Source organism: Streptococcus minor DSM 17118, assembly GCF_000377005.1.
GTDB classification, from domain to species: domain Bacteria; phylum Bacillota; class Bacilli; order Lactobacillales; family Streptococcaceae; genus Streptococcus; species Streptococcus minor.
In genome coordinates, this window is record NZ_AQYB01000029.1 from 1 (window position 1) to 20,803 (window position 20,803).

18 protein-coding genes and 1 other annotated feature are annotated in these 20,803 nt (G+C 37.9%); of the genes, 12 read left to right on the forward strand and 6 right to left on the reverse strand.

Annotation, left to right across the window (positions count from 1 at the left end):
* Positions 1–239: 239 nt before the first annotated feature.
* The 3 genes from F602_RS0103245 to F602_RS0103255 form a co-directional block, all read right to left on the reverse strand.
* Positions 240–2,843: a YfhO family protein gene (locus tag F602_RS0103245; protein WP_018166528.1), complete on the reverse strand. Its 2,604-nt coding sequence runs from the start codon at positions 2,841–2,843 to the stop codon at positions 240–242.
* 44 nt (positions 2,844–2,887) lie between these two features.
* Complete coding sequence (locus F602_RS0103250; protein WP_018166529.1) at positions 2,888–4,507, reverse strand: ABC-F family ATP-binding cassette domain-containing protein; 1,620 nt, start codon at positions 4,505–4,507, stop codon at positions 2,888–2,890.
* Between the two features lie 79 nt (positions 4,508–4,586).
* Entirely contained in the window at positions 4,587–5,456 is an 870-nt protein-coding gene (locus F602_RS0103255) for a YitT family protein (protein ID WP_018166530.1), read from the reverse strand.
* 95 nt (positions 5,457–5,551) lie between these two features.
* Positions 5,552–5,802 (forward strand) — a binding site (T-box leader).
* 55 nt (positions 5,803–5,857) lie between these two features.
* Between F602_RS0103255 and trpS the strand changes: the two genes are divergently transcribed.
* Positions 5,858–6,880 carry a tryptophan--tRNA ligase gene (gene trpS / locus F602_RS0103260; RefSeq protein WP_018166531.1) on the forward strand — a complete coding sequence of 341 codons (1,023 nt, stop codon included), beginning with the start codon at positions 5,858–5,860 and terminating at the stop codon, positions 6,878–6,880.
* A gap of 596 nt (positions 6,881–7,476) precedes the next feature.
* Positions 7,477–8,958 carry an IMP dehydrogenase gene (gene guaB / locus F602_RS0103265; RefSeq protein WP_018166532.1) on the forward strand — a complete coding sequence of 494 codons (1,482 nt, stop codon included), beginning with the start codon at positions 7,477–7,479 and terminating at the stop codon, positions 8,956–8,958.
* A 15-nt stretch (positions 8,959–8,973) separates the two neighbouring features.
* Here guaB and recF read toward each other — a convergent pair whose 3' ends face one another.
* Positions 8,974–10,080: a DNA replication/repair protein RecF gene (recF, locus tag F602_RS0103270; protein ID WP_018166533.1), complete on the reverse strand. Its 1,107-nt coding sequence runs from the start codon at positions 10,078–10,080 to the stop codon at positions 8,974–8,976.
* A 1-nt stretch (position 10,081) separates the two neighbouring features.
* Positions 10,082–10,462: an RNA-binding S4 domain-containing protein gene (locus F602_RS0103275; RefSeq protein WP_018166534.1), complete on the reverse strand. Its 381-nt coding sequence runs from the start codon at positions 10,460–10,462 to the stop codon at positions 10,082–10,084.
* Between the two features lie 73 nt (positions 10,463–10,535).
* Between F602_RS0103275 and yfmF the strand changes: the two genes are divergently transcribed.
* The 8 genes from yfmF (at position 10,536) to apf (ending at position 17,772) form a co-directional block, all read left to right on the forward strand.
* On the forward strand, positions 10,536–11,783 hold the full coding sequence (gene yfmF / locus F602_RS0103280) for an EF-P 5-aminopentanol modification-associated protein YfmF (protein ID WP_018166535.1): 1,248 nt from the start codon (positions 10,536–10,538) through the stop codon (positions 11,781–11,783).
* On the forward strand, positions 11,783–13,075 hold the full coding sequence (gene yfmH / locus F602_RS0103285; protein ID WP_018166536.1) for an EF-P 5-aminopentanol modification-associated protein YfmH: 1,293 nt from the start codon (positions 11,783–11,785) through the stop codon (positions 13,073–13,075). The genes yfmF and yfmH overlap by 1 nt, the downstream gene beginning before the upstream one ends.
* A gap of 78 nt (positions 13,076–13,153) precedes the next feature.
* Positions 13,154–14,005, forward strand: a complete 852-nt coding sequence (gene rodZ, locus F602_RS0103290; RefSeq protein WP_018166537.1) for a cytoskeleton protein RodZ — start codon at positions 13,154–13,156, stop codon at positions 14,003–14,005.
* A 9-nt stretch (positions 14,006–14,014) separates the two neighbouring features.
* On the forward strand, positions 14,015–14,554 hold the full coding sequence (gene pgsA / locus F602_RS0103295) for a CDP-diacylglycerol--glycerol-3-phosphate 3-phosphatidyltransferase (RefSeq protein ID WP_018166538.1): 540 nt from the start codon (positions 14,015–14,017) through the stop codon (positions 14,552–14,554).
* Positions 14,555–15,391, forward strand: coding sequence for an energy-coupling factor ABC transporter ATP-binding protein (locus F602_RS0103300; RefSeq protein ID WP_018166539.1), 837 nt, complete (start codon positions 14,555–14,557; stop codon positions 15,389–15,391).
* A complete protein-coding gene (locus tag F602_RS0103305) occupies positions 15,367–16,209 on the forward strand; it encodes an energy-coupling factor transporter ATPase (RefSeq protein ID WP_018166540.1) in 843 nt (280 codons plus the stop codon). The genes F602_RS0103300 and F602_RS0103305 overlap by 25 nt, the downstream gene beginning before the upstream one ends.
* A complete protein-coding gene (locus F602_RS0103310; protein ID WP_018166541.1) occupies positions 16,202–17,008 on the forward strand; it encodes an energy-coupling factor transporter transmembrane component T family protein in 807 nt (268 codons plus the stop codon). The genes F602_RS0103305 and F602_RS0103310 overlap by 8 nt, the downstream gene beginning before the upstream one ends.
* Positions 17,009–17,145: 137 nt before the next feature.
* Positions 17,146–17,772, forward strand: coding sequence for an aggregation-promoting factor (gene apf / locus F602_RS0103315; protein WP_018166542.1), 627 nt, complete (start codon positions 17,146–17,148; stop codon positions 17,770–17,772).
* 334 nt (positions 17,773–18,106) lie between these two features.
* On the opposite strand, the gene F602_RS0103320 is transcribed toward apf, so the two are convergent.
* Positions 18,107–18,664, reverse strand: a complete 558-nt coding sequence (locus F602_RS0103320) for a histidine phosphatase family protein (protein WP_018166543.1) — start codon at positions 18,662–18,664, stop codon at positions 18,107–18,109.
* Positions 18,665–18,959: 295 nt separating this feature from the next.
* Between F602_RS0103320 and mnmA the strand changes: the two genes are divergently transcribed.
* On the forward strand, positions 18,960–20,081 hold the full coding sequence (gene mnmA / locus F602_RS0103325; RefSeq protein WP_018166544.1) for a tRNA 2-thiouridine(34) synthase MnmA: 1,122 nt from the start codon (positions 18,960–18,962) through the stop codon (positions 20,079–20,081).
* A gap of 276 nt (positions 20,082–20,357) precedes the next feature.
* Entirely contained in the window at positions 20,358–20,801 is a 444-nt protein-coding gene (locus F602_RS0103330; protein ID WP_018166545.1) for an NUDIX hydrolase, read from the forward strand.
* Positions 20,802–20,803: the final 2 nt, after the last annotated feature.

Consider the following 20,803-nt stretch of genomic DNA (forward strand, 5'->3'; position numbering starts at 1 on the left):
ACAAGATAAAAGCCCGTTGTTACGGGCATCAGTCAAGTAATGAAAGCATAACCTGAACGAAGTTCAGCGAGCGTCTTTAGGCGCCGCTGGAGATGAACGGCTTATAGCCGGTGTACAAGCCACCCGTTTTCACGGGTGGTTATGACTTTTTCAAAAAAGTAGCATAAAATATTGAAAATAGTAAAAGGCTTAAGTCATATTTTAAAGATAGAAACGTAAGCCTTTTTGAATACTGATTTTTAGTCTATCTTACTTTTCCTTTTAATTTTACTTAGTCTCGTCCTTCTTGTAAATAAAGAATAGAAGATAAAGAGAAAAAGTCCAGTGAGAGATAGGAAGAATCCGAGATAGAAACCTTGTGGGATAAAGGTTAAAACGATTTTTCCTTGACCTGCTGGGACATTTACTTTCATAAAACCTTCCTGTGCCCTACTTATCTTAATTTTTTTACCATTTAATTTAGCAGACCAACCTTTATCGTAGGGGAGGGTAAACAACAAGGATGCTTGCTTATCAGCTTCATAGATTGTCTCAATCTTATTTCCTTTCGATTGTACATCAACTTTTTTACTATTGATGATGTCCATAGCTGTTTTATAGGCTTCTGTGTCCAGCCGGTAAAATTTGGGTTTATCAAAGGAAACTTGGCTATTGTATGGAAAGCGAATGACCACTTCTAGATTCTGTTCGTGTTCAAAGTATCCGATATTAAAAAATGAAAAAGTATTATCCAATGTAAAGTTAGTTGACAAGTTATTGACAGATAATTGAACAATTTCTTGATCTTGGTTGGTAAAAGAAATATTTGGAATACTGATATAAACCTGACTATCTGCAGGAACTGTCAATTTATAATTGACACGAGCCATTTCTTCATTTTCAAGTGTTTGAACAGTCAAACGATTGTCTATTTCAGTGGCATTTTCTACAGAAAGTGGTTCGATTTTAGTAAAATACTTCTTACTTAGACCTGTTAGTTGATTAAGAAAATGACTTTGGTTGTCAAGTGTAAGATTTGTAAACTTGACATCTTTGTAAAGACCTTCTGTCAAGATAGCTAATTGAGCAGCATATTGGTTACGATATAAACTCAGATCTGCCTCTGTTTGCTCCATAGAAAAACCATACTTAAGCGGATCCGATTCAGCTAAATTGTATTTGATAGAAAATAGGCTATCTGCAATGAGAGTATTATTTTGATAGCGGAGATTCAAATTGGTGCCATCGGATCGAAATCCTAATTTATCCAAAGTTGAGCTAGAACTACGATTTCGAATGGAAGAAAATTGGGAAATACCATTGTAATTATATTTCATACTGTCATTTCCAGTCTGAATATCCAGTTTTTCTGTCCGATAGAAGTTTGTATTATTAAATTTAGTTTTCTTTACAAGTTTGTCAATTTCTGTCAATTGGTAATTATAATTATAACGACTAGGGAAACCCCATTCAGAAGCCAGTCCTTCAATCTGATAATGAGAATGGAGTCCCATTTCAAGTAAAACAAAACCTAGACAAAGTAAGGAAAACATGTTGAAAGAAAGCTTCTTACGAATTCGACTGATAAATAAAACAAGATAGGCCAGGAAAAATTCAGCTGTTAAGATAAAATGAATAGGCTCAAGATAAAGATAGTGATTCCTGAAAGAGAATGTTAAGGAAAAACCGACTAACAATAGGAGTATAGGTATAGATAGAAGTGAGGTTTTAACTTCTTTTAAGCGCGTTAGAGTTTCTGCAGCCATATAGATGATGAGGGTTGAAAAGGCCCAGGCATATCTATGAAGAAACATATTGGGAGCATGCATTCCCTGCCAAAATAGGTCTAAAGGCTGGAAGTAGAAACTTATAAGGATAAAGAGTAGAAAACCACCATAGGCCAACTTCACAGGAAGTTTGATCGATTTAAGAGTAAAGAAGAGGATAGCTAAAATAAGTGCAGGTAACCCTACATAGATCATTGGAATAGCGCCAAATTGAGTAGTATCATAACTACCTATTATATTTTTTGCAAAAACATCTAGATACCAGGAATTATCAGTTTGTAAATCAACAATTTTTGTAAAGGTTTCACCATGGGTTTTCAAGTCTAAATAGGTAGGCAATAGCATAACCATGCTAGAAAGACCAGCTAATATTGACACAGTTGTAAAGTCTATCAGTGAGCTAATTCTACCTTTGATATTCCAGGAAATCTGGAGAAAAATCCAAAAAGATAGGAAAATACTCATCATAAAACCAAAGTAATAATTTTGAATAAAAAGTATTACAAGGGTAAAAAAGTAGAGAGTTTTCCCTTTATGTGTGACAAGTCTGTGTAAACCTAGTAAAATCAATGGAATCAAGATAAATACATCCAGCCATATATTAATTTCTAGTTGACTGGATAAAAAACTCATCAGTGTAAAGCTGGTTGACAAAAGAAGTATAGACTGTCTATTTAATTTTTCATAAATAGATGATAAACTATATCCACTTGACAAACCTATCAATCCAAACTTGACAATAGTTAAAAGGTAGAGAGCATCTGGCATTGTCTGTAAATCGAAGAAATAGACTAGAGGAGATAGGAAAGATCCCAAATAATAGGATATAAGAGCGTAAAAATTAAGTCCTAATCCACTGGTAAAGGTATAAAATAAGGAGCCATCACTGTGTAAAGTATTACGTAAAGTTTGGTTAAATATAACATACTGATGAAAGCCATCACTGGCCAGAATAGTTGTCTCACTTCCCCACCATATTCCTCTGATAGCTAAAAGAAAGGTGATGATACTGAAAGGAAGAAGAAAGGCCAATGAAAGTGTGTAGAGTCTTTTTTTCTTTTTTTTAGGTAATTTCATAATTTTTATTGACAGAAAAGGCGAGTTGACTCGCCTTTTGGTTTTTATTTCCAAAGTTCTTGAACTTTTGCCTGGACTTCGCTATTCTCTAAGAATTCATCATAGGTTTCATCGATACGATCAATGACTCCGTTTTTAGAAATAACAATGATATGGTTGGCTAGTGTTTGGATAAATTCATGGTCATGACTAGCAAAAATAATGGATTCCTTAAAGGCTTTTAGACCATCATTGAGGCTAGAGATAGATTCCAAATCCAAATGGTTTGTTGGATCATCTAAAACTAATACATTTGATTTGAGGAGCATAAGCTTAGAGAGCATGACACGGACTTTTTCTCCCCCTGACAGGACGTTGACAGGTTTGTTCACCTCGTCACCAGAGAAGAGCATACGACCTAGGAAACCACGTAGGAAAGTATTGTCATCTTCCTCCTTAGATGCAAACTGGCGTAGCCAGTCCAGAATGGATTCACCACCTGCAAAATCGCTAGAATTGTCTTTTGGTAGGTAGGAGCGACTAGTGGTTACTCCCCACTTGATTTCCCCCTCATAGTCAATTTCCCCCATCAATGCTCGGATGAGAGTAGTGGTCTGGATGTCATTTTGACCAATCAAAGCAGTTTTATCACCTGGTCGGAGAATGAAGCTGATATTCTCCAGAATCGTTTCACCTTCAATGACAACTTTTAAGTTTTCAACCCGAAGGAGGTCATTTCCCATCTCACGTTCAGCTTTGAAGTTGATGAAAGGATACTTACGGCTAGAAGGGACAATTTCTTCTAGTTCAATTTTATCCAACATTTTCTTTCGGGAAGTTGCTTGCTTGGATTTGGAAGCGTTGGCAGAAAAGCGGGCAATGAAGTCCTGAAGTTCCTTGATTTTTTCTTCGGCCTTGGCATTGCGATCGGCTTGCAGACGGGCTGCTAACTCAGAAGACTGTTTCCAGAAGTCATAGTTTCCGACAAAAAGTTTTATTTTTCCAAAGTCTAGGTCTGCCATGTGAGTACAAACCTTATTGAGAAAGTGACGGTCATGTGAAACGACAATAACTGTATTTTCAAAGTCGATAAGGAAATCTTCTAACCAAGAAATAGATTGAATATCAAGACCGTTGGTCGGTTCGTCCAACAGAAGAACGTCAGGTTTACCAAAGAGAGCTTTGGCTAGGAGAACTTTAACTTTCTCGCTATTAGTCAGCTCACTCATGTTTTGGTAATGTAAATCTTCAGGGATATTGAGGTTTTGGAGTAACTGAGAAGCTTCACTTTCTGCTTCCCAACCGCCAAGTTCGGCAAACTCACCCTCTAATTCAGCAGCTCGCACACCATCTTCATCAGAAAAGTCTTCCTTCATGTAGATGGCATCTTTTTCTTTCATGATATTATAAAGGTGCTCATTACCCATGATAACAACATCAATGACACGTTCTTCTTCATAATCAAAGTGATTTTGGCGCAAGACTGACAGGCGTTCATCTGTTCCTAATGAGATGTGGCCCGTTGTTGGTTCAATATCACCAGCTAAAATTTTGAGGAAGGTTGATTTACCAGCACCATTAGCTCCAATCAAGCCATATGTATTTCCTGCTGTAAACTTAATGTTTACCTCATCAAATAATTTTCGATCGCTAAAACGGAGCGACACATCAGATACTGTAAGCATAGTTTCTCCTAATTATATTTCTTATTTATCAAACCTATATCCTTATTCTACTAGAAAAACTGCAATTTTTCAATGTCAGCTACATTGGAATCAGGATGTCATCCTCTATTAAGTGGTTTTTGTGAAGACTGAAGCCTCTTCCTCTTACCTGACTGGCTGGCATTACCACAATAAAAGCTGTTTCATCTATTTTTAAAATTTCATTTTCAAGACTTTGATATTCTGGTCTCGATACAGCTGTCATCAGCATACGCTTTTCTTTGCCAGTGTATCCACCAAGAATTGGCAATTCCGTAACGCCACGATCAGCAACTTTAGTGATGTATTCCTTAATCAATTCATGTTGTTGTGAAATAACCATCAAGTTACGAGATGAGTCAGCGCCCGTCATCATCATATTGACAACGTAGGTAATTGATAGTAAAGCAATAATAGAGTATAGAACAGTGTCGGCGTCAAAGGCAATAAAACCAATACCTACAATAATTCCATCAACTAAGATGATTAAGAGTCCCAGTGGAAGAGGAGTATATTTGTTGAGGATTTGAACGACAATTCCAGTTCCTCCTGTTGAGGAGTTACCAAGAAAGACCAAGCCCAACCCAAATCCTAAAATAATTCCTCCAAATAGAGCTGCTAGAAGAGGAGTATTGGTAAAGGTTGGAAGAGAGGATGTCAAACTGATGAAGATTGGAAAAATCCAGGATCCATAAACTGTTTTCAGAAAAATCTCTTTTCCTAAAAGAAAAAAACAGAGCACCATCAGAGGAATATTGGCTAAAAGGACAAAAGTCCCTGGTTCCCAACCAAAAAGAGCATTGAGACTGATTGCTAGACCTCCAACTCCACCAGATGCAATTCTATTTTCCAGAAACATGGTGTTAAATCCAACAGCACTGATAAACGAGCCCAAGGAAACTAAGCCCAAATCCTTCCATTTCTTTTTCATATACATACCTCCAAAAATCAATTTATAGTCTATTATGACTTAAATAGGTTCTATCGTCAAGTCCTTGAATAGCTTGACTTTCAGGTTTTAGGAGTATATAATGATTCTATCAGAAAAGTAATCTAGAATTTGTTTTGAGAGAGCTTGTGGTAGCTGGAAACAAGTAACAAAACTGGATGAATGGGCTGATGTTTCACGTGAAACAAAAACATAAGTTTCAGGTTTCGCACTCCTTACCGTGCAGTTTCTTGGTTTTGACTAAGAAAAAAGAGATGACAGAGTTGTAAACAATTATAAATACTCTGTCAACTGAGGTGGTACCGTGTTAGAAATTAATGCCCTCACGCAGTTTTTGCGTAGGGATTTTTTTGTGGTGAATAGATGTAATAAAGGAGATAAAAATGACTAAACCGATCATCTTGACGGGTGACCGTCCAACTGGAAAATTACACTTGGGCCATTATGTTGGTTCTTTAAAAAATAGAGTGCTCTTACAAAATGAGGACAAATATGAGATGTTTGTCTTTTTAGCAGACCAACAGGCCCTTACAGACCATGCAAAGGAATCTCAACTCATCAAGGAATCTATCGGTAATGTAGCTTTAGACTACCTATCGGTTGGTTTGGATCCTGCAAAATCCACCATTTTTATTCAAAGTCAGATTCCTGAGCTAGCTGAATTGACCATGTACTACATGAATCTGGTGTCTCTGGCACGTTTGGAACGTAATCCAACAGTTAAAACAGAGATTTCTCAAAAAGGATTTGGAGAGTCTATTCCAACTGGATTTTTTGTTTATCCTATTTCTCAAGCAGCTGACATTACTGCCTTCAAGGCAAATTTAGTTCCTGTGGGTAATGATCAAAAACCCATGATTGAACAGACTCGTGAGATTGTGCGTAGCTTTAACTATACATATAAATGTGACGTTTTGGTCGAGCCAGAGGGACTTTATCCGAAAAACGAGAAAGCAGGACGTCTTCCGGGTTTAGATGGGAATGCTAAAATGTCTAAATCTTTGGGAAATGGTATCTATTTATCTGATGATTTAGATACTGTACGTAAGAAAGTTATGAGCATGTATACAGATCCTAATCATATCCGTATTGAGGATCCAGGACAGATTGAGGGAAATATGGTCTTTCATTATCTGGATATTTTTGGAACGGAAGCAGATAGAGCTGATATAGAGGCTATGAAGGAACATTACCAAGCAGGTGGTTTAGGAGATGTTAAGACCAAGCGCTATTTGCTGGAAATTCTAGAAAGAGAGCTTGCACCAATTCGTGAGCGTCGTTTGGAATATGCAAAAGATATGGGGCAGGTCTTTGAAATGTTGAAAAAAGGTAGTGAAAAGGCTCGTCAGGCAGCAGGTCAAACTTTGTCAGAAGTCAAGTCTGCTATGGGAATCAATTATTTTTAAAAATATTATTATTATAAGGATAGACAACTATCCTTTTTTTGTTTACAAGAATAGATTTACAACAGTTGTCAATGTAATTGACAGATAATTTCTCTTTATATCTACAAGTGAAAAGGAAATTTTATAGAGTTTTCTGTATAACATAATATACAGTTGTTTACAACTTTCTTTACGATGGTTTACGATAAATTTACAAAAAAGAAGTGAGTGTTGGAAGAAAACTTCTCTCAATTTAAATCAGATTTTTTTGTCGAAATGAAAGATTCATTTAGTAATTAAACAGCATACTGCAATCAGTGAAGGAATGTTGAATAATTTAATATTGCCTATATTATTGACAGATTCGTAAATTTAATCAAAAAAGTCTGAGACCACTTTTCAGAGTTCGAATAATTTCATTTGATATATATGAGAACAGCATCTAAAATAATATGATTTCACATGTTTATTACAAAAATAATCGGATTTTTCAAATAAAAAAAGTATAAACCATCTTATTCTTTTTATTTGTTCGGTTTAGATGGCATTTTTGTTGACAAATCAGTTGAAAATGTTATGATAAATTATCACAAGAATATAGAAAAGAGGAACTATTAATGTCAAATTGGGATACTAAATTTTTGAAAAAGGGCTTTACGTTTGATGATGTCTTATTGATTCCAGCAGAGAGTCATGTTTTACCAAATGATGTCAACTTACAGACAAAGTTGGCCAAGAATTTGACATTAAATATTCCGATTATCACAGCAGCTATGGATACTGTGACAGATAGCAAGATGGCTATTGCTATTGCCCGTGCTGGTGGTTTGGGTGTTATTCACAAAAACATGTCTATTGCAGAGCAGGCCGAAGAAGTTCGTAAGGTAAAACGTTCTGAGAATGGTGTCATCATTGATCCTTTCTTCCTGACACCTAATCACAAAGTTCATGAGGCAGAAGAGCTCATGCAGCGTTACCGCATTTCAGGTGTGCCAATTGTGGAAACCTTAGAAAATCGTAAGTTGGTGGGGATTATCACCAACCGCGATATGCGTTTTATTACAGATTTTGATTCCTTGATTTCAGATCACATGACAAGTGACAACTTGGTGACGGCTCCTGTGGGAACAGACTTGGAAACAGCTGAGCGTATCCTGCATGAGCACCGCATTGAGAAACTACCTTTGGTTGATAATAATGGTCGTCTTTCAGGTTTGATAACTATCAAAGATATTGAAAAAGTAATCGAGTTTCCAAATGCAGCTAAGGATGAATTTGGTCGCTTACTAGTGGCTGGTGCTGTTGGTGTCACATCTGATACCTTTGAACGAGCAGAAGCTCTCTTTGAAGCTGGTGCAGATGCCATTGTTATTGACACTGCTCATGGTCACTCAGCAGGTGTGCTTCGTAAAATTGCTGAAATTCGTGCCCACTTCCCAGAACGGACGTTGATTGCAGGAAATATTGCGACAGCTGATGGAGCTCGTGCCCTTTATGATGCCGGTGTCGATGTTGTCAAAGTTGGGATTGGACCAGGCTCAATCTGTACTACTCGGGTAATTGCCGGTGTTGGTGTTCCCCAGGTGACAGCTATATATGATGCAGCAGCAGTGGCTCGTGAGTATGGAAAAACCATTATTGCTGACGGTGGCATCAAGTATTCAGGAGACATTGTGAAAGCCTTGGCAGCTGGTGGAAATGCTGTCATGCTTGGTTCTATGTTTGCTGGTACAGATGAGGCACCTGGTGAAACAGAAATCTTCCAAGGACGTAAATTTAAAACTTATCGTGGTATGGGTTCTATCGCAGCAATGAAAAAAGGCTCTAGCGATCGTTACTTCCAAGGTTCTGTCAACGAAGCAAATAAGCTGGTTCCAGAAGGTATTGAAGGTCGTGTAGCCTACAAGGGAGCTGCTGCTGATATCGTCTTCCAAATGTTAGGCGGTATTCGCTCAGGTATGGGTTATGTCGGGGCTGCCAATCTACAAGAACTACATGAAAATGCACAATTTATTGAAATGTCAGGTGCAGGTCTGAAAGAAAGCCATCCACATGATGTGCAAATTACCAACGAAGCACCAAACTATTCAGTACAGTAGAAAAAAGAGCACTAATTAGTGCTCTTTTTCTTGGTCTTCGATAACAGTACCCTTTGAGACGTGAAAAATTTTTAACTCATTGGGAAGGGTATGGAGATGTTCCAGAGAGGTAGTGGTGATAAAGGTTTGGATTTTTTCAGAAATGGTATCCAAAAGTTTCATTTGACGGTCATTATCTAACTCGCTCATAACATCATCTAAAAGTAGGATGGGATATTCACGAGTTGTTTCTTTCATTAGCTCAATTTCTGCTAGTTTGAGAGATAGGACAAGACTACGATGCTGTCCTTGACTGCCATAATGAGCATTTATATCATTTATGAAGAAGCAAATATCATCACGGTGAGGGCCTATTCCTGTATTTTTCTTAAAGAGATCACGTTTACGACCTTTTTTCAATTCTGTCAAGAAGTTGTCAACTAAATTGACAGAATCTGTAAAAGAGAAACTTGATTGATAGGATAGGGTCAACTTTTCTTTTTGGTCTGAAATTTCTAGATGCTTGTTTTGGGCAAATATTTCCAGTTTTTTTAGAAACTCGATTCGATGTTGGATAACCTTGCTACCATATTCAGCTAGTTGTTGATCCAGTACAGATAGATAGGTTAAGTCTACCTTCTCAGAAACTTTTAAATATGCATTTCTTTGTTTTAAAATATGGTTATAGTGTGATAAATCAGATAAATAGATAGGTTTGATTTGTCCAAGTTCAACATCTATAAACTTGCGCCTGAGGGCTGGGCCCCCTTTAACAAGTTGTAAATCTTCTGGGGCAAAGAGAACAACATTCATATGACCAATGTAGTCAGAAAGTCGTGTCTGTTTGAGGTAATTGACCCTGGTGACGCGCCCTCTTTCTGTCAACTCAATGTCAAGGGGAAGTTTACCTGTACTTCTATGAAGTAGTCCTTTGACATGTAGCTGTTTTTCTGAAAATTGTAGCAAATCCTTGTCTGTCTTGGTTCGATGGCTACGGGTTAGGGCTAGAAAGTAGATACTTTCTAGAATATTTGTCTTACCTTGGGCATTTTGTCCCAAAAAGACATTAAGACCTTGGTGGAAAGAAAGTTGGGCTTTTTTATAGTTGCGAAAAGAATAAATGTCTAAAGACTCAAGCCACATATCAGATACCTGGGAAACGGACAGGAGCTTTTTTAGAAGACCTGTCTTTCTGTTTTTTAACTGGTGATTTACTTTCCTTTTTTAACTCTTTGTTCATTCTTTTCACCATTTGAGTGATTCTTTCTTTTTCTGCTAAATCTTTTTCATGTTGAATTTTTTCTTCCTTGCTTGGAGTAACAATTTCAATCACTATACCTTGTGCAGGCAATTCTACACAATCTCCGAGACGAATCTTTTTACCACGGCGTTCTTCTTTTTCACCGTTAAATAAGACAGTATTTTCTGTTAAAAAAGCTTTGACAGCACCACCAGAAGGTAGGATTCCAGTAGTTTTCAGTAAGGATTGTAGTGTGATAAAGTCATCAAATAGTTTGTATTTCATAGTTTACCTCTTTACAGATAATTATAACATAAAATGATATAATGGAGATTACAATGCTTGAACGAGGTAAATCATGAAATTACAAGAAGGAGTTCATCTTCATTTTCTTCCTACAAAGCAATTTACGACCAACACAATCAAGATTCGTTTTGCAGCTCCCATGAAGGAAGAGACTGTAGCTGGGCGCGTGTTAGTGGCTAATCTATTAGAGATGGCAAATGCAGATTATCCTACAGCTTTGGATTTTCGTCGCCAATTAGCTCTTCTTTATGGTGCTAGTCTTTCTACCAGTGTTTCTCGTCGAGGTCAGGTTCATTTAGTGGATGTGACTGTTCGTTTTGTGGATGAAAGATATTTGCCAGAAGGAGTTTCTTTGGCTCAAAATATCTTGGAATTTTTACGTTCGACACTTTTGAGGCCTTTGGCTAAAAAGGGAGCTTTTGACCAGAAAGTTTTTGAGACGGAGAAGCGTAATCTGATTTCTTATCTAGAGACAGAAATCGAAGATCATTTTTACCATGCAGATTTGGAGTTGAATAAACTTTTTTTCCAGCATTCAGATATGAGGATTCCGAGGGTAGCTACTAAGGAATTGGTTGCAAGAGAAACACCTGAAACAGTCTACCAGGCTTATAAAGATATGTTACATCTTGATAAGATTGATATATTTGTTTTAGGAGAGGTAGACCAGGATTTGATAGAAGAACATTTTAAAAGCTATTCTTGGACTTTCCGAAATCCAAAACTTGATTTCAATTACCAACAGGAATTTTCTAGCATCACTAGGGAAAAAATAGAGCGAAAAGGAGCAAAGCAGTCTATTTTAGAATTAGCCTATCATATAAAGACACTTTACAATGATGTCAACTATCCAGCTATAGTTGTTTTCAATAGTCTATTTGGCAGTTCTTCACACTCCAAGCTCTTTTGTGAGTTGCGAGAAAAAGAAGGATTGGCTTACACAGTTGCTAGTTCGTTACATATTTTTTCTGGAATGTTGCGAGTTCATGTGGGGATTGATAAGGAACAACGCCAAAAAACCATGAAAATTATCCGTCAGCAACTATCTGATATGAAATTAGGGAAATTTACAGATGAAGACTTTGCCTTGACAAAAAAGCTATTAATCAATGATGCCACCCTTGCTCAAGATAGACCATCAACTCTTATGGAGCAGACTTATCATCAATCTATTTTTGGTCAAGATTTTCGAAACTATTCTCAGTGGATTGAATCTGTCAATTTAGTGTCAAGAAAAGATGTCATAGCAGTAGCCAAACAAATAAAATTACAAGCTGTTTATTTTATGGAAGGAATCTGATGAAGTATTTAGGATTAGAGGAAAAAAACTATCCTTACCTGGAATCTCCTCTTTACAAAGGGAGGTTGACAAATGGGTTGACAGTTTATTTACAGCCTAAGCCAGGTTTTAAAGAAACTTACGGTATGATGACAGTGGGTTTTGGAGCAGTCGATACCGTTTTAAAATTAAAAGACAAACCAGAGTTTGTGACTTATCCAGCAGGAATGGCTCATTTTTTAGAACATAAGCTTTTTGAAATGAGAAATGGCAAAGATGTTCTTCAGGAGTTTTCCAAGTTGGGAGCTGATGCCAATGCCTATACTAGTTTTTACCAAACAAGCTACCTTTTTTCAACAGCAAGAAAAGTATTACAAAATTTGGCACTTTTGCAAGATTTTGTTCATGAGGTCTCTTTTACAGAGGAGTCTGTAGAGAGAGAGAAGGCAATCATTGCTCAAGAAATTGAGATGTATCAAGATGATCCAGAATCTAGGCTCTACAATGAAATTTTGGCCAGTCTGTATCCAGGCAGTCCTTTGCAGGAAGATATTGCAGGCAGTGTTCACTCCATTCAGGATATTACAGTTCAGTCTCTTAATGAAAATTTCCAGGCCTTTTATCAGCCTCAAAATATGACTTTGTTTTTAGTAGGGAATGTTGAATTAGAGGCCACTTGGAAAGCGATACAAGAAAGAGAAGCTAGGCGCCAAGGAAGCGATTTTTCTGTGGAGCGTCAAATGTTAACTCACCAACCTATTTTATCTCATAGAACGAGCCAGATGGTAGTGGCCAGTCCTAAATTAGCTATTGGGATTCGTGGAAATAAACAATTGTCACCTGACATGCTTTATCGGTTTAGGTTGTCCTTGTCACTACTCTTTTCGATGCTTTTTGGCTGGACCTCCACGCGCTTTCAATCTCTATACAAACAGGGGAAAATTGACAATTCTTTTTCCTTCCATCTAGAAGTGAGACCAGAATACCATTTTTTTGTCTTGACTATGGATACCAAGGAGCCTGTTTCCCTATCAAAGAATTTGCGTAGAGCTATTCAGCAGTTTGCTTCTGATCCAGATGTATCCACCAAACATCTGGAGATTGTCAAAAGGAAGGCTTATGGTGATTTTATTGCTAGTCTAAATTCCTTGCACTTCGCAGCCAGTCATTTTATGCAACACTTATCAGATGATGAGACTATTTTTGATTTACCTGAAATCATCGAATCCATCGATTTAGAAGAGGTTTTAGCAACAGGGCATCAATTTCTTTCTGACTGCGATATGACAGATTTTATTATTTTTCCAAAATAATGTCTATTTATCATCGAATTTTCCCTAGATTTTTGTTACAATATTGTATTGTATACTAAATGTAAGAGAGAGGCTATTATGAGGCAAAAAAGTATAGGAGAAGTCCTGAAAGATGCGCGTGAAAGTCGCGGTTGGAGCTTTGCAGATGTCCAACGTATGACCAAAATTCAAGCTAGGCTAGTGCAAGCTCTAGAGTATAACGATTTTGAAGCAATTCCTGATTCAGATTATACGAAGTCTTTTTTGCAACGTTATGCTGAAATCTTAGAATTGGATGCTGAAGTTTTATTAGATGCTTATGATTCAAATAGTTTGGTAGTTTATTACGAAGCAAGGGAAGTACCTACTTCTGATATAGATTTGCGTCGAAAAGTAAAGAAAAAGCCAGTAAAATCTTACTTGCCTTTGATCTATCTTTTGCTGGCAGCTATTTCTATTTTGATTTTCGTTACTTATATTGTTTCCCAACGGATTCAGAATCAAGTTATCACACCACCTTCTACTTCCTCATCTTACTCAGTTGTATCCAAAACCTCCATTGACGAAACGACTCCCCCCTCTAGTAGTGAGCAAACTACAGAGACGACCAATAGCTCCACATCAGAAGAGCAATCTGGTGTTCGTTTGACTATATCGGGCGGAGGAGCAAGTTTGGCGGCGACTCTTGTAGGAGCAACTAAACCAGTGGAAGTTCAGGTATCGGTGACGACTACGACTAGCTGGGTTAGTTTGTCAGATACAGATATGGCAAATGGTGTGACCTTATCTCCCAACAATACTAGTGTGACAACCACCATTCCTGATGGTGTGACAACTGCTAATCTGACTTTAGGAGTCGTAGAAGGTGTTGCCGTCCGCATTGCTGGTCAGGAGCTCGATACATCAGCCTTAACCGAACAGTCAGGGATTATCACACTGACAATTGAATAAAGGATTTTTATGAAAAAAGAGAACATTCCCAATGCCCTCACACTAGGGCGAATCTTGATTATTCCAATCTTTATTGTATTGCTGACAACGTGGCATAGCTCTATTAGTCATGTTTTGGCGGCAATCATCTTTGCTCTAGCTAGCATAACGGATTACCTAGATGGTTATTTAGCTCGCAAGTGGAAGGTAGTCACCAATTTTGGAAAGTTTGCTGACCCTATGGCTGATAAAATCTTGGTTATGACGGCTTTTATTATGTTAGTAGAGTTAAAAATGGTTCCAGCTTGGGTGGTGGCTATCATTGTCTGTCGTGAGTTGGCTGTGACAGGTCTACGTTTACTCTTGGTTGAAAATGGTGGCACTGTTTTGGCAGCGGCTATGCCGGGGAAAATTAAGACTTTCTCACAGATGTTTGCCATTATTTTTCTGTTAATGCATTGGAATTTGTTGGGGCAAATACTGCTCTACATTGCGCTCTTCTTTACCCTGTATTCAGGTTATGATTATTTCAAGGGTGCTTCTTTTTTGTTCAAGGATACCTTTAAATAAATGACAAATATTATAGAAGTTAAAAATTTAAAGTATAAGTATGACGAATCTGATGAAACTTATACGCTCAATGGTGTTTCGTTTCACGTGAAACAAGGAGAATGGTTGTCCATCATTGGTCATAATGGATCGGGAAAATCAACAACGGTTCGGTTGATTGATGGGCTTTTAGAGGCAGAATCAGGGGATATTATTATTGCTGGAGATAAGCTGACAGCAGATAATGTCTGGGAGAAGCGTCGCCAAATTGGCATGGTTTTTCAGAATCCAGATAATCAGTTTGTCGGTGCTACAGTGGAAGACGATGTAGCATTTGGTTTAGAGAACCAAGGGATTTCTCTAGAAGAAATGCAGGAGCGAGTTCACCAGGCCTTGAAATTAGTAGGCATGTCAGATTTTAAGAATCGGGAACCAGCTAGGCTATCTGGCGGGCAGAAACAACGTGTAGCTATCGCAGGTGTAGTGGCACTTAGACCCAATATTATTATTCTGGATGAAGCAACCAGCATGCTAGATCCAGAAGGTCGTCTGGACTTGATTCGCATAGTCAAAGATATCAAAGAACGCTATCATATGACAGTTATCTCTATCACGCATGACTTGGATGAGGTAGCACTGAGTGACCGGGTTATCGTCATGAAGGATGGACAGGTTGAATCAATCAGCAGTCCTGAAGAATTGTTTGTACGTAAAGATTTGCAGGAATTGGATTTAGATCAGCCTTTTACAGCCGATTTAGCAGAACAGCTACGTATAAAAGGTCTAGCATTACCAGACCGTTATTTTACAGAAGAGGAACTGGAAGAAAAATTATGGGTATTACTCTCCAACAAGTAAGTTATACTTATCAAGCCAATACGCCCTTTGAAGGGCGTGCGCTTTTTGGTGTGGACTTAGAAATTGTAGAGGGTTCTTATACAGCCCTGATTGGTCATACAGGATCTGGTAAATCCACGATTTTACAACTGCTGAATGGACTTAATGTCCCTACTGCGGGTACAGTTTTGATTGATGAAACGGTTATTACACCGACCTCTGTTAATAAGGATATCAAGCAAGTCCGTAAGAAAGTGGGCCTAGTTTTCCAGTTTCCTGAGAGTCAGGTTTTTGATGAGACAGTCCTTCAGGATGTAGCCTTTGGACCACAAAATTTTGGTGTTTCCAAGGAAGATGCGGAAGCAGTGGCACGTGAGAAATTATCCCTAGTAGGGATTGATGAAGATTTATTTGATCGTAGTCCTTTTGAATTATCAGGTGGTCAGATGCGTCGAGTGGCCATTGCAGGGATTTTGGCTATGGAACCTCATATCCTGGTTTTAGATGAGCCGACAGCGGGTCTCGATCCTGCAGGTCGTAAGGAATTGATGGCTATTTTTAAAGGACTTCATGAGGCAGGTATGACCATTGTTTTAGTGACCCATCTGATGGATGATGTGGCTGATTTTGCCGATTTTGTTTATGTGTTGGAAAAAGGTAAGGTCGTCCGTTCAGGTAAGCCATCCGTAGTTTTTCAAGAGGTAGACTTTATGGAGTCTATCCAATTAGGCGTTCCTAAAATTACTAAGTTTGCAGCTAATTTGGAGCGTCGTGGTTTTGTCTTTGAAAAACTTCCTATTACTATAGAGGAATTCACGGAGGTGATTACTCATGGATAGACTCATTCTAGGTCGCTACATCCCTGGTGACTCCCTGATCCATAGATTGGACCCAAGAAGTAAGCTATTAGCTATGATTCTCTTTCTTTTTATTATCTTTTGGGCCAATAATTTAGTAACCAACGCTATTATTCTGGCATTTGTCTTGGTATTAGTCTTCTTGTCTGGAATTAAGTTCTCCTTCTTTCTTAATGGGATCAAGCCTATGCTAGGTATTATTCTTTTTACGACTCTGTTTCAAGTTTTTTTCATGGGTGGATCGACGATTCTATTTCAATTTTGGTTTATTAAAATTACCTTGGAAGGGTTACAACAGGCGGGAATCATCTTTGTTCGCTTTGTCCTGATTATTATCTTTTCGACCTTGCTTACTCTGACAACTACACCGCTGAGCTTAGCTGATGGAGTGGAAGCTGGTCTTTCGCCTCTAGCTCGATTTAAGGTTCCAGTCCATGAGATTGGTTTAATGCTATCAATGAGCTTACGTTTTGTACCGACCTTGATGGATGATACTACTCGAATTATGAATGCTCAACGGGCCCGCGGTGTAGATTTTGGAGAAGGATCCATTGTTCAAAAGGTTAAGGCTGTCATTCCGATTTTAATACCTTTATTTGCTTCTAGTTTTAAGCGAGCAGATGCCCTAGCAACTGCAATGGAAGCGCGTGGTTATCAAGGAGGAGATGGCCGAACCAAGTACCGTGTTCTTTCTTGGAAGACGATTGATACTTTAGCCATATTGGTCATGATACTACTAGGTATTGTGTTATTCTTTTTAAAAAACACAATATATAGTTAAAAAAGTGCTAAAAAAGCACTTTTTTTACCTTATTTTTTCGGATTTTCAATGATTTTGTAACATTTGTCATCTTTTTTAAAAGAAAAAGTAACAAAAGTAGGGTATAATGGAATCTACGGAATGAAAGGAAATATTTTATGACATTCTCAAAAACGAAATATTTGATGGCTAGTTTCTTGTTAATTTCAAGTTTTTTACTACCGGCTAGCATTCAGGCGGAGACCTATACTGTCAAGCCTGGTGATACACTATCACAAATTGCCTCTGCTTTTCATACAACAGTTGATGAATTAGCATACCTTAATCAGATTGAAAATAAAAATTTGATTATGATTGGTCAGGTTTTGAAAACGAATCAAGCTATGACTGCCGCTACTGAGCAAGTCGTAAACTCTATTGCAAAACCAGCTCAAACTCCTGAATCAGTTTCTGTTGTAGCATCCCAGACTCCAGAAGTCCAGCCAGGTGCAGAATATACTACTCCTGCACCAGCTCAAACTATTCCAGTTACAGTTGGTGGTTATACTTCAGAGTTAAGTCCAGAAGAAGCTGCTGCGAAAGAAGAAATTGCTCGTCGGGAATCAGGTGGTTCTTACACAGCTCAAAATGGCCAATTCTACGGTCGTTATCAGTTGATGCTTACCTATCTCAATGGAGATCTTTCTCCAGAAAATCAAGAGCGTGTGGCAGATGCTTATGTTCGTAACCGTTATGGTTCATGGGTTGCAGCACTTGCGCACTCGAATGCTAAGGGTTGGTATTAATAGAGAAGTACTTACAAAACATATAAAAGAACATGGGGAAAGTTCCATGTTCTTTTTAATCTAGTGATTTTATTGAAAAGTCGTACTTGATATTGTAAAGTTCTTCATTCTTTATATGCTATAGAAATTGACAAGTTTGTCAATTTATCAATTACGATGTCAACTTTAGAGCGATCTTCTTAATCTATTCTATTCTCTCTCAACTTAATGTATGCTGTATATGTTCATTCTTAGCTAGAGGAGTATGGATTAGCCACAACCATTGATATCATCTGGAATCTTATTTATGAAATAATAAGTATTGGTGGTAAAAAACCTCATTTTCTCCCTCATCTCAATATATTTCATCAATAGTTAAACAAGTTGTTTTCTGAAATGTAAATTTGACAATCCAAGGAAACAGATTTTTTACCCTTTGAAAATCTTTTAGTTGAAAGTTGGGGTTGTAATAATTGATAATAGTGGAAAGGGCTGTACCATGGGTTCCAATAATGATCGTTTCATCCTCGTGTTGATTCAATAAGTTCTGGAGAGCCTCAATATTTCGTTTTTGGACTTGGGCAAGAGATTCCCCTCCTGAGAGATGATAATTGAAATCAGCCCACTGCCTCTCTGTGAAATCTGTAAAATCCTCAATCCAGTGGTCAGTTATTTTCCTTTCCCTAAAATCAGCAACTCGGTGAATGACTTGTCCACGACTTTCAGCAAGTGGTCTAATGGTATCGACAGATCTGATGTAGGGACTGGAGTAGAAGGCATCAATTTGGATTTTATCAAACAGGTTTACAATTTCTTTACTAGATTGTAAACCTTTGTGGGTTAACTCTCGTGTAAAGTCATCGTGGTTTTCATAATTTGGCTCAGCGTGCCGGATAAAGTAAAGGATTGTCATAAGAAACCTCCGATTAAAGTACTTGTATTATTATAGCAAAAAAGTAAGGACCCTGAACTTTTTTCTCATCTAGTTGGCTTTCTGGGCAAAACTTGTTATAATAACACTTGCGCAAATAGCGCCTTCAAAATCGACCTTCAAATCGTTTTTTGATGAACTAGACCCTTCAAGTCTAAGTTAGAAAATTGGACTCGGTCTAAGTCCAAAAAAGAAGAACATTCAGAAGATTTTCTGCTGTTTTCATATTTTTGGATTTTCAAGACGAGAGTATCTTTATTTTGATGGGAGAAATACTATGAGTGATAACTCTAAAACTCGTGTCGTTGTGGGTATGAGTGGTGGTGTCGATTCATCTGTTACTGCACTTTTGTTAAAAGAGCAAGGATATGATGTGATTGGCATTTTCATGAAAAACTGGGACGATACAGATGAAAATGGCTTTTGTACGGCCACAGAAGATTACAAGGATGTGGCTGCAGTTGCAGACCAAATCGGTATCCCTTACTACTCTGTAAACTTTGAAAAAGAGTATTGGGATAGGGTATTTGAATATTTTTTAGCAGAATATCGCGCAGGGCGGACGCCTAATCCTGATGTTATGTGTAATAAGGAAATCAAATTTAAGGCATTTTTGGATTATGCCACAAATTTGGGAGCTGACTATGTTGCAACTGGTCATTATGCGCAGGTAATGCGAGGGGAAGATAACCTTGTTCATATGTTGCGTGGAGCTGATAATGGAAAGGATCAAACCTACTTCCTCAGCCAACTGTCTCAAGAACAATTGCAAAAAACCATGTTTCCGCTCGGACATTTGCAAAAAGCTGAGGTTCGTGCTATTGCAGAAGAAGCAGGTCTTGCAACTGCTAAGAAAAAGGACTCAACTGGAATTTGTTTTATCGGTGAAAAAAACTTTAAGGAATTTCTTGGTCAATACCTTCCAGCCCAGCCAGGTCGCATGATGACAATAGATGGTCGAGATATGGGAGAGCATGCTGGACTCATGTACTATACTATCGGTCAACGTGGTGGTTTGGGCATTGGTGGTCAGCATGGTGGTGATAATGCTCCTTGGTTTGTGGTGGGGAAAGATTTATCACAGAATATCCTATATGTAGGTCAAGGTTTTTATCATGAAAGCCTCATGTCAACTTCTTTACACGCCAGTCAAGTTCACTTTACACGTGACATGCCTGATGAATTCACATTTGAATGTACAGCTAAGTTTCGTTATCGTCAACCTGATAGTCAAGTTACTGTAAAGGTAAAAGGAGATAAGGCAGAAGTTGTTTTTGCCGAACCTCAACGTGCAATTACACCAGGTCAGGCTGTTGTCTTCTATGATGGTCAGGAATGTTTAGGTGGTGGTATGATTGATATGGCCTATAAGGATGGTGTAGCTTGTCAGTATATCTAGACTCTTGAAAAAATCTTCATCCTGTACTCTATATCTTTAGAAATACCTATGTCAACTCAGTCTAGCCAAACGGTGAATTTCGTTGAACATGTATTTACAGTCATGTAAATCTAAGATGTGAAGTGTAATAAAAAATGATTGACTTTTAAAAGTCATTTGATACAATAAATGCAACAAGAATCATGATGGTCAAAGCTCATGGGAATTGTAGGTCTTTTTGGCGTACAGTTTTCGAGAGTTTTGACTATTTTTGTGTTTTTTACAAGGAGTTTTGTGATGGATTTCAGAACGCAGATTGCCAATCAGGTTTTTGGTGTCAGGGCAGTGGCCTTGATTGTACAAGATGGCAAGATTTTTTTAACCAAGAGAGGTGACAGCTATCACACCATTGGTGGAGCGGTAGAAGTGAACGAGAGTACAAATCAGGCTGTGGTTCGTGAAACAAAGGAAGAATTAGGGATGGATGTGGAGGTCATAGAACTAGCTTTTGTGGTTGAAAACTGGTTTAAGGTTGGAGAGAAAAAATTTCACAATATTGAATTTCACTACATGGTCAAACCTTTGGAAAAAACACCAAATATGATGGTGGAAGCCGATTGTCGCTTCCCTTGTGAATGGGTTTCGATAGATGATTTGGAACATCTGGATGTCCGACCGGACTTTTTGCAAAGGGAAATGAAGAGTTGGAATGGTCAACTAAAACATATTATCAATTATTAAGG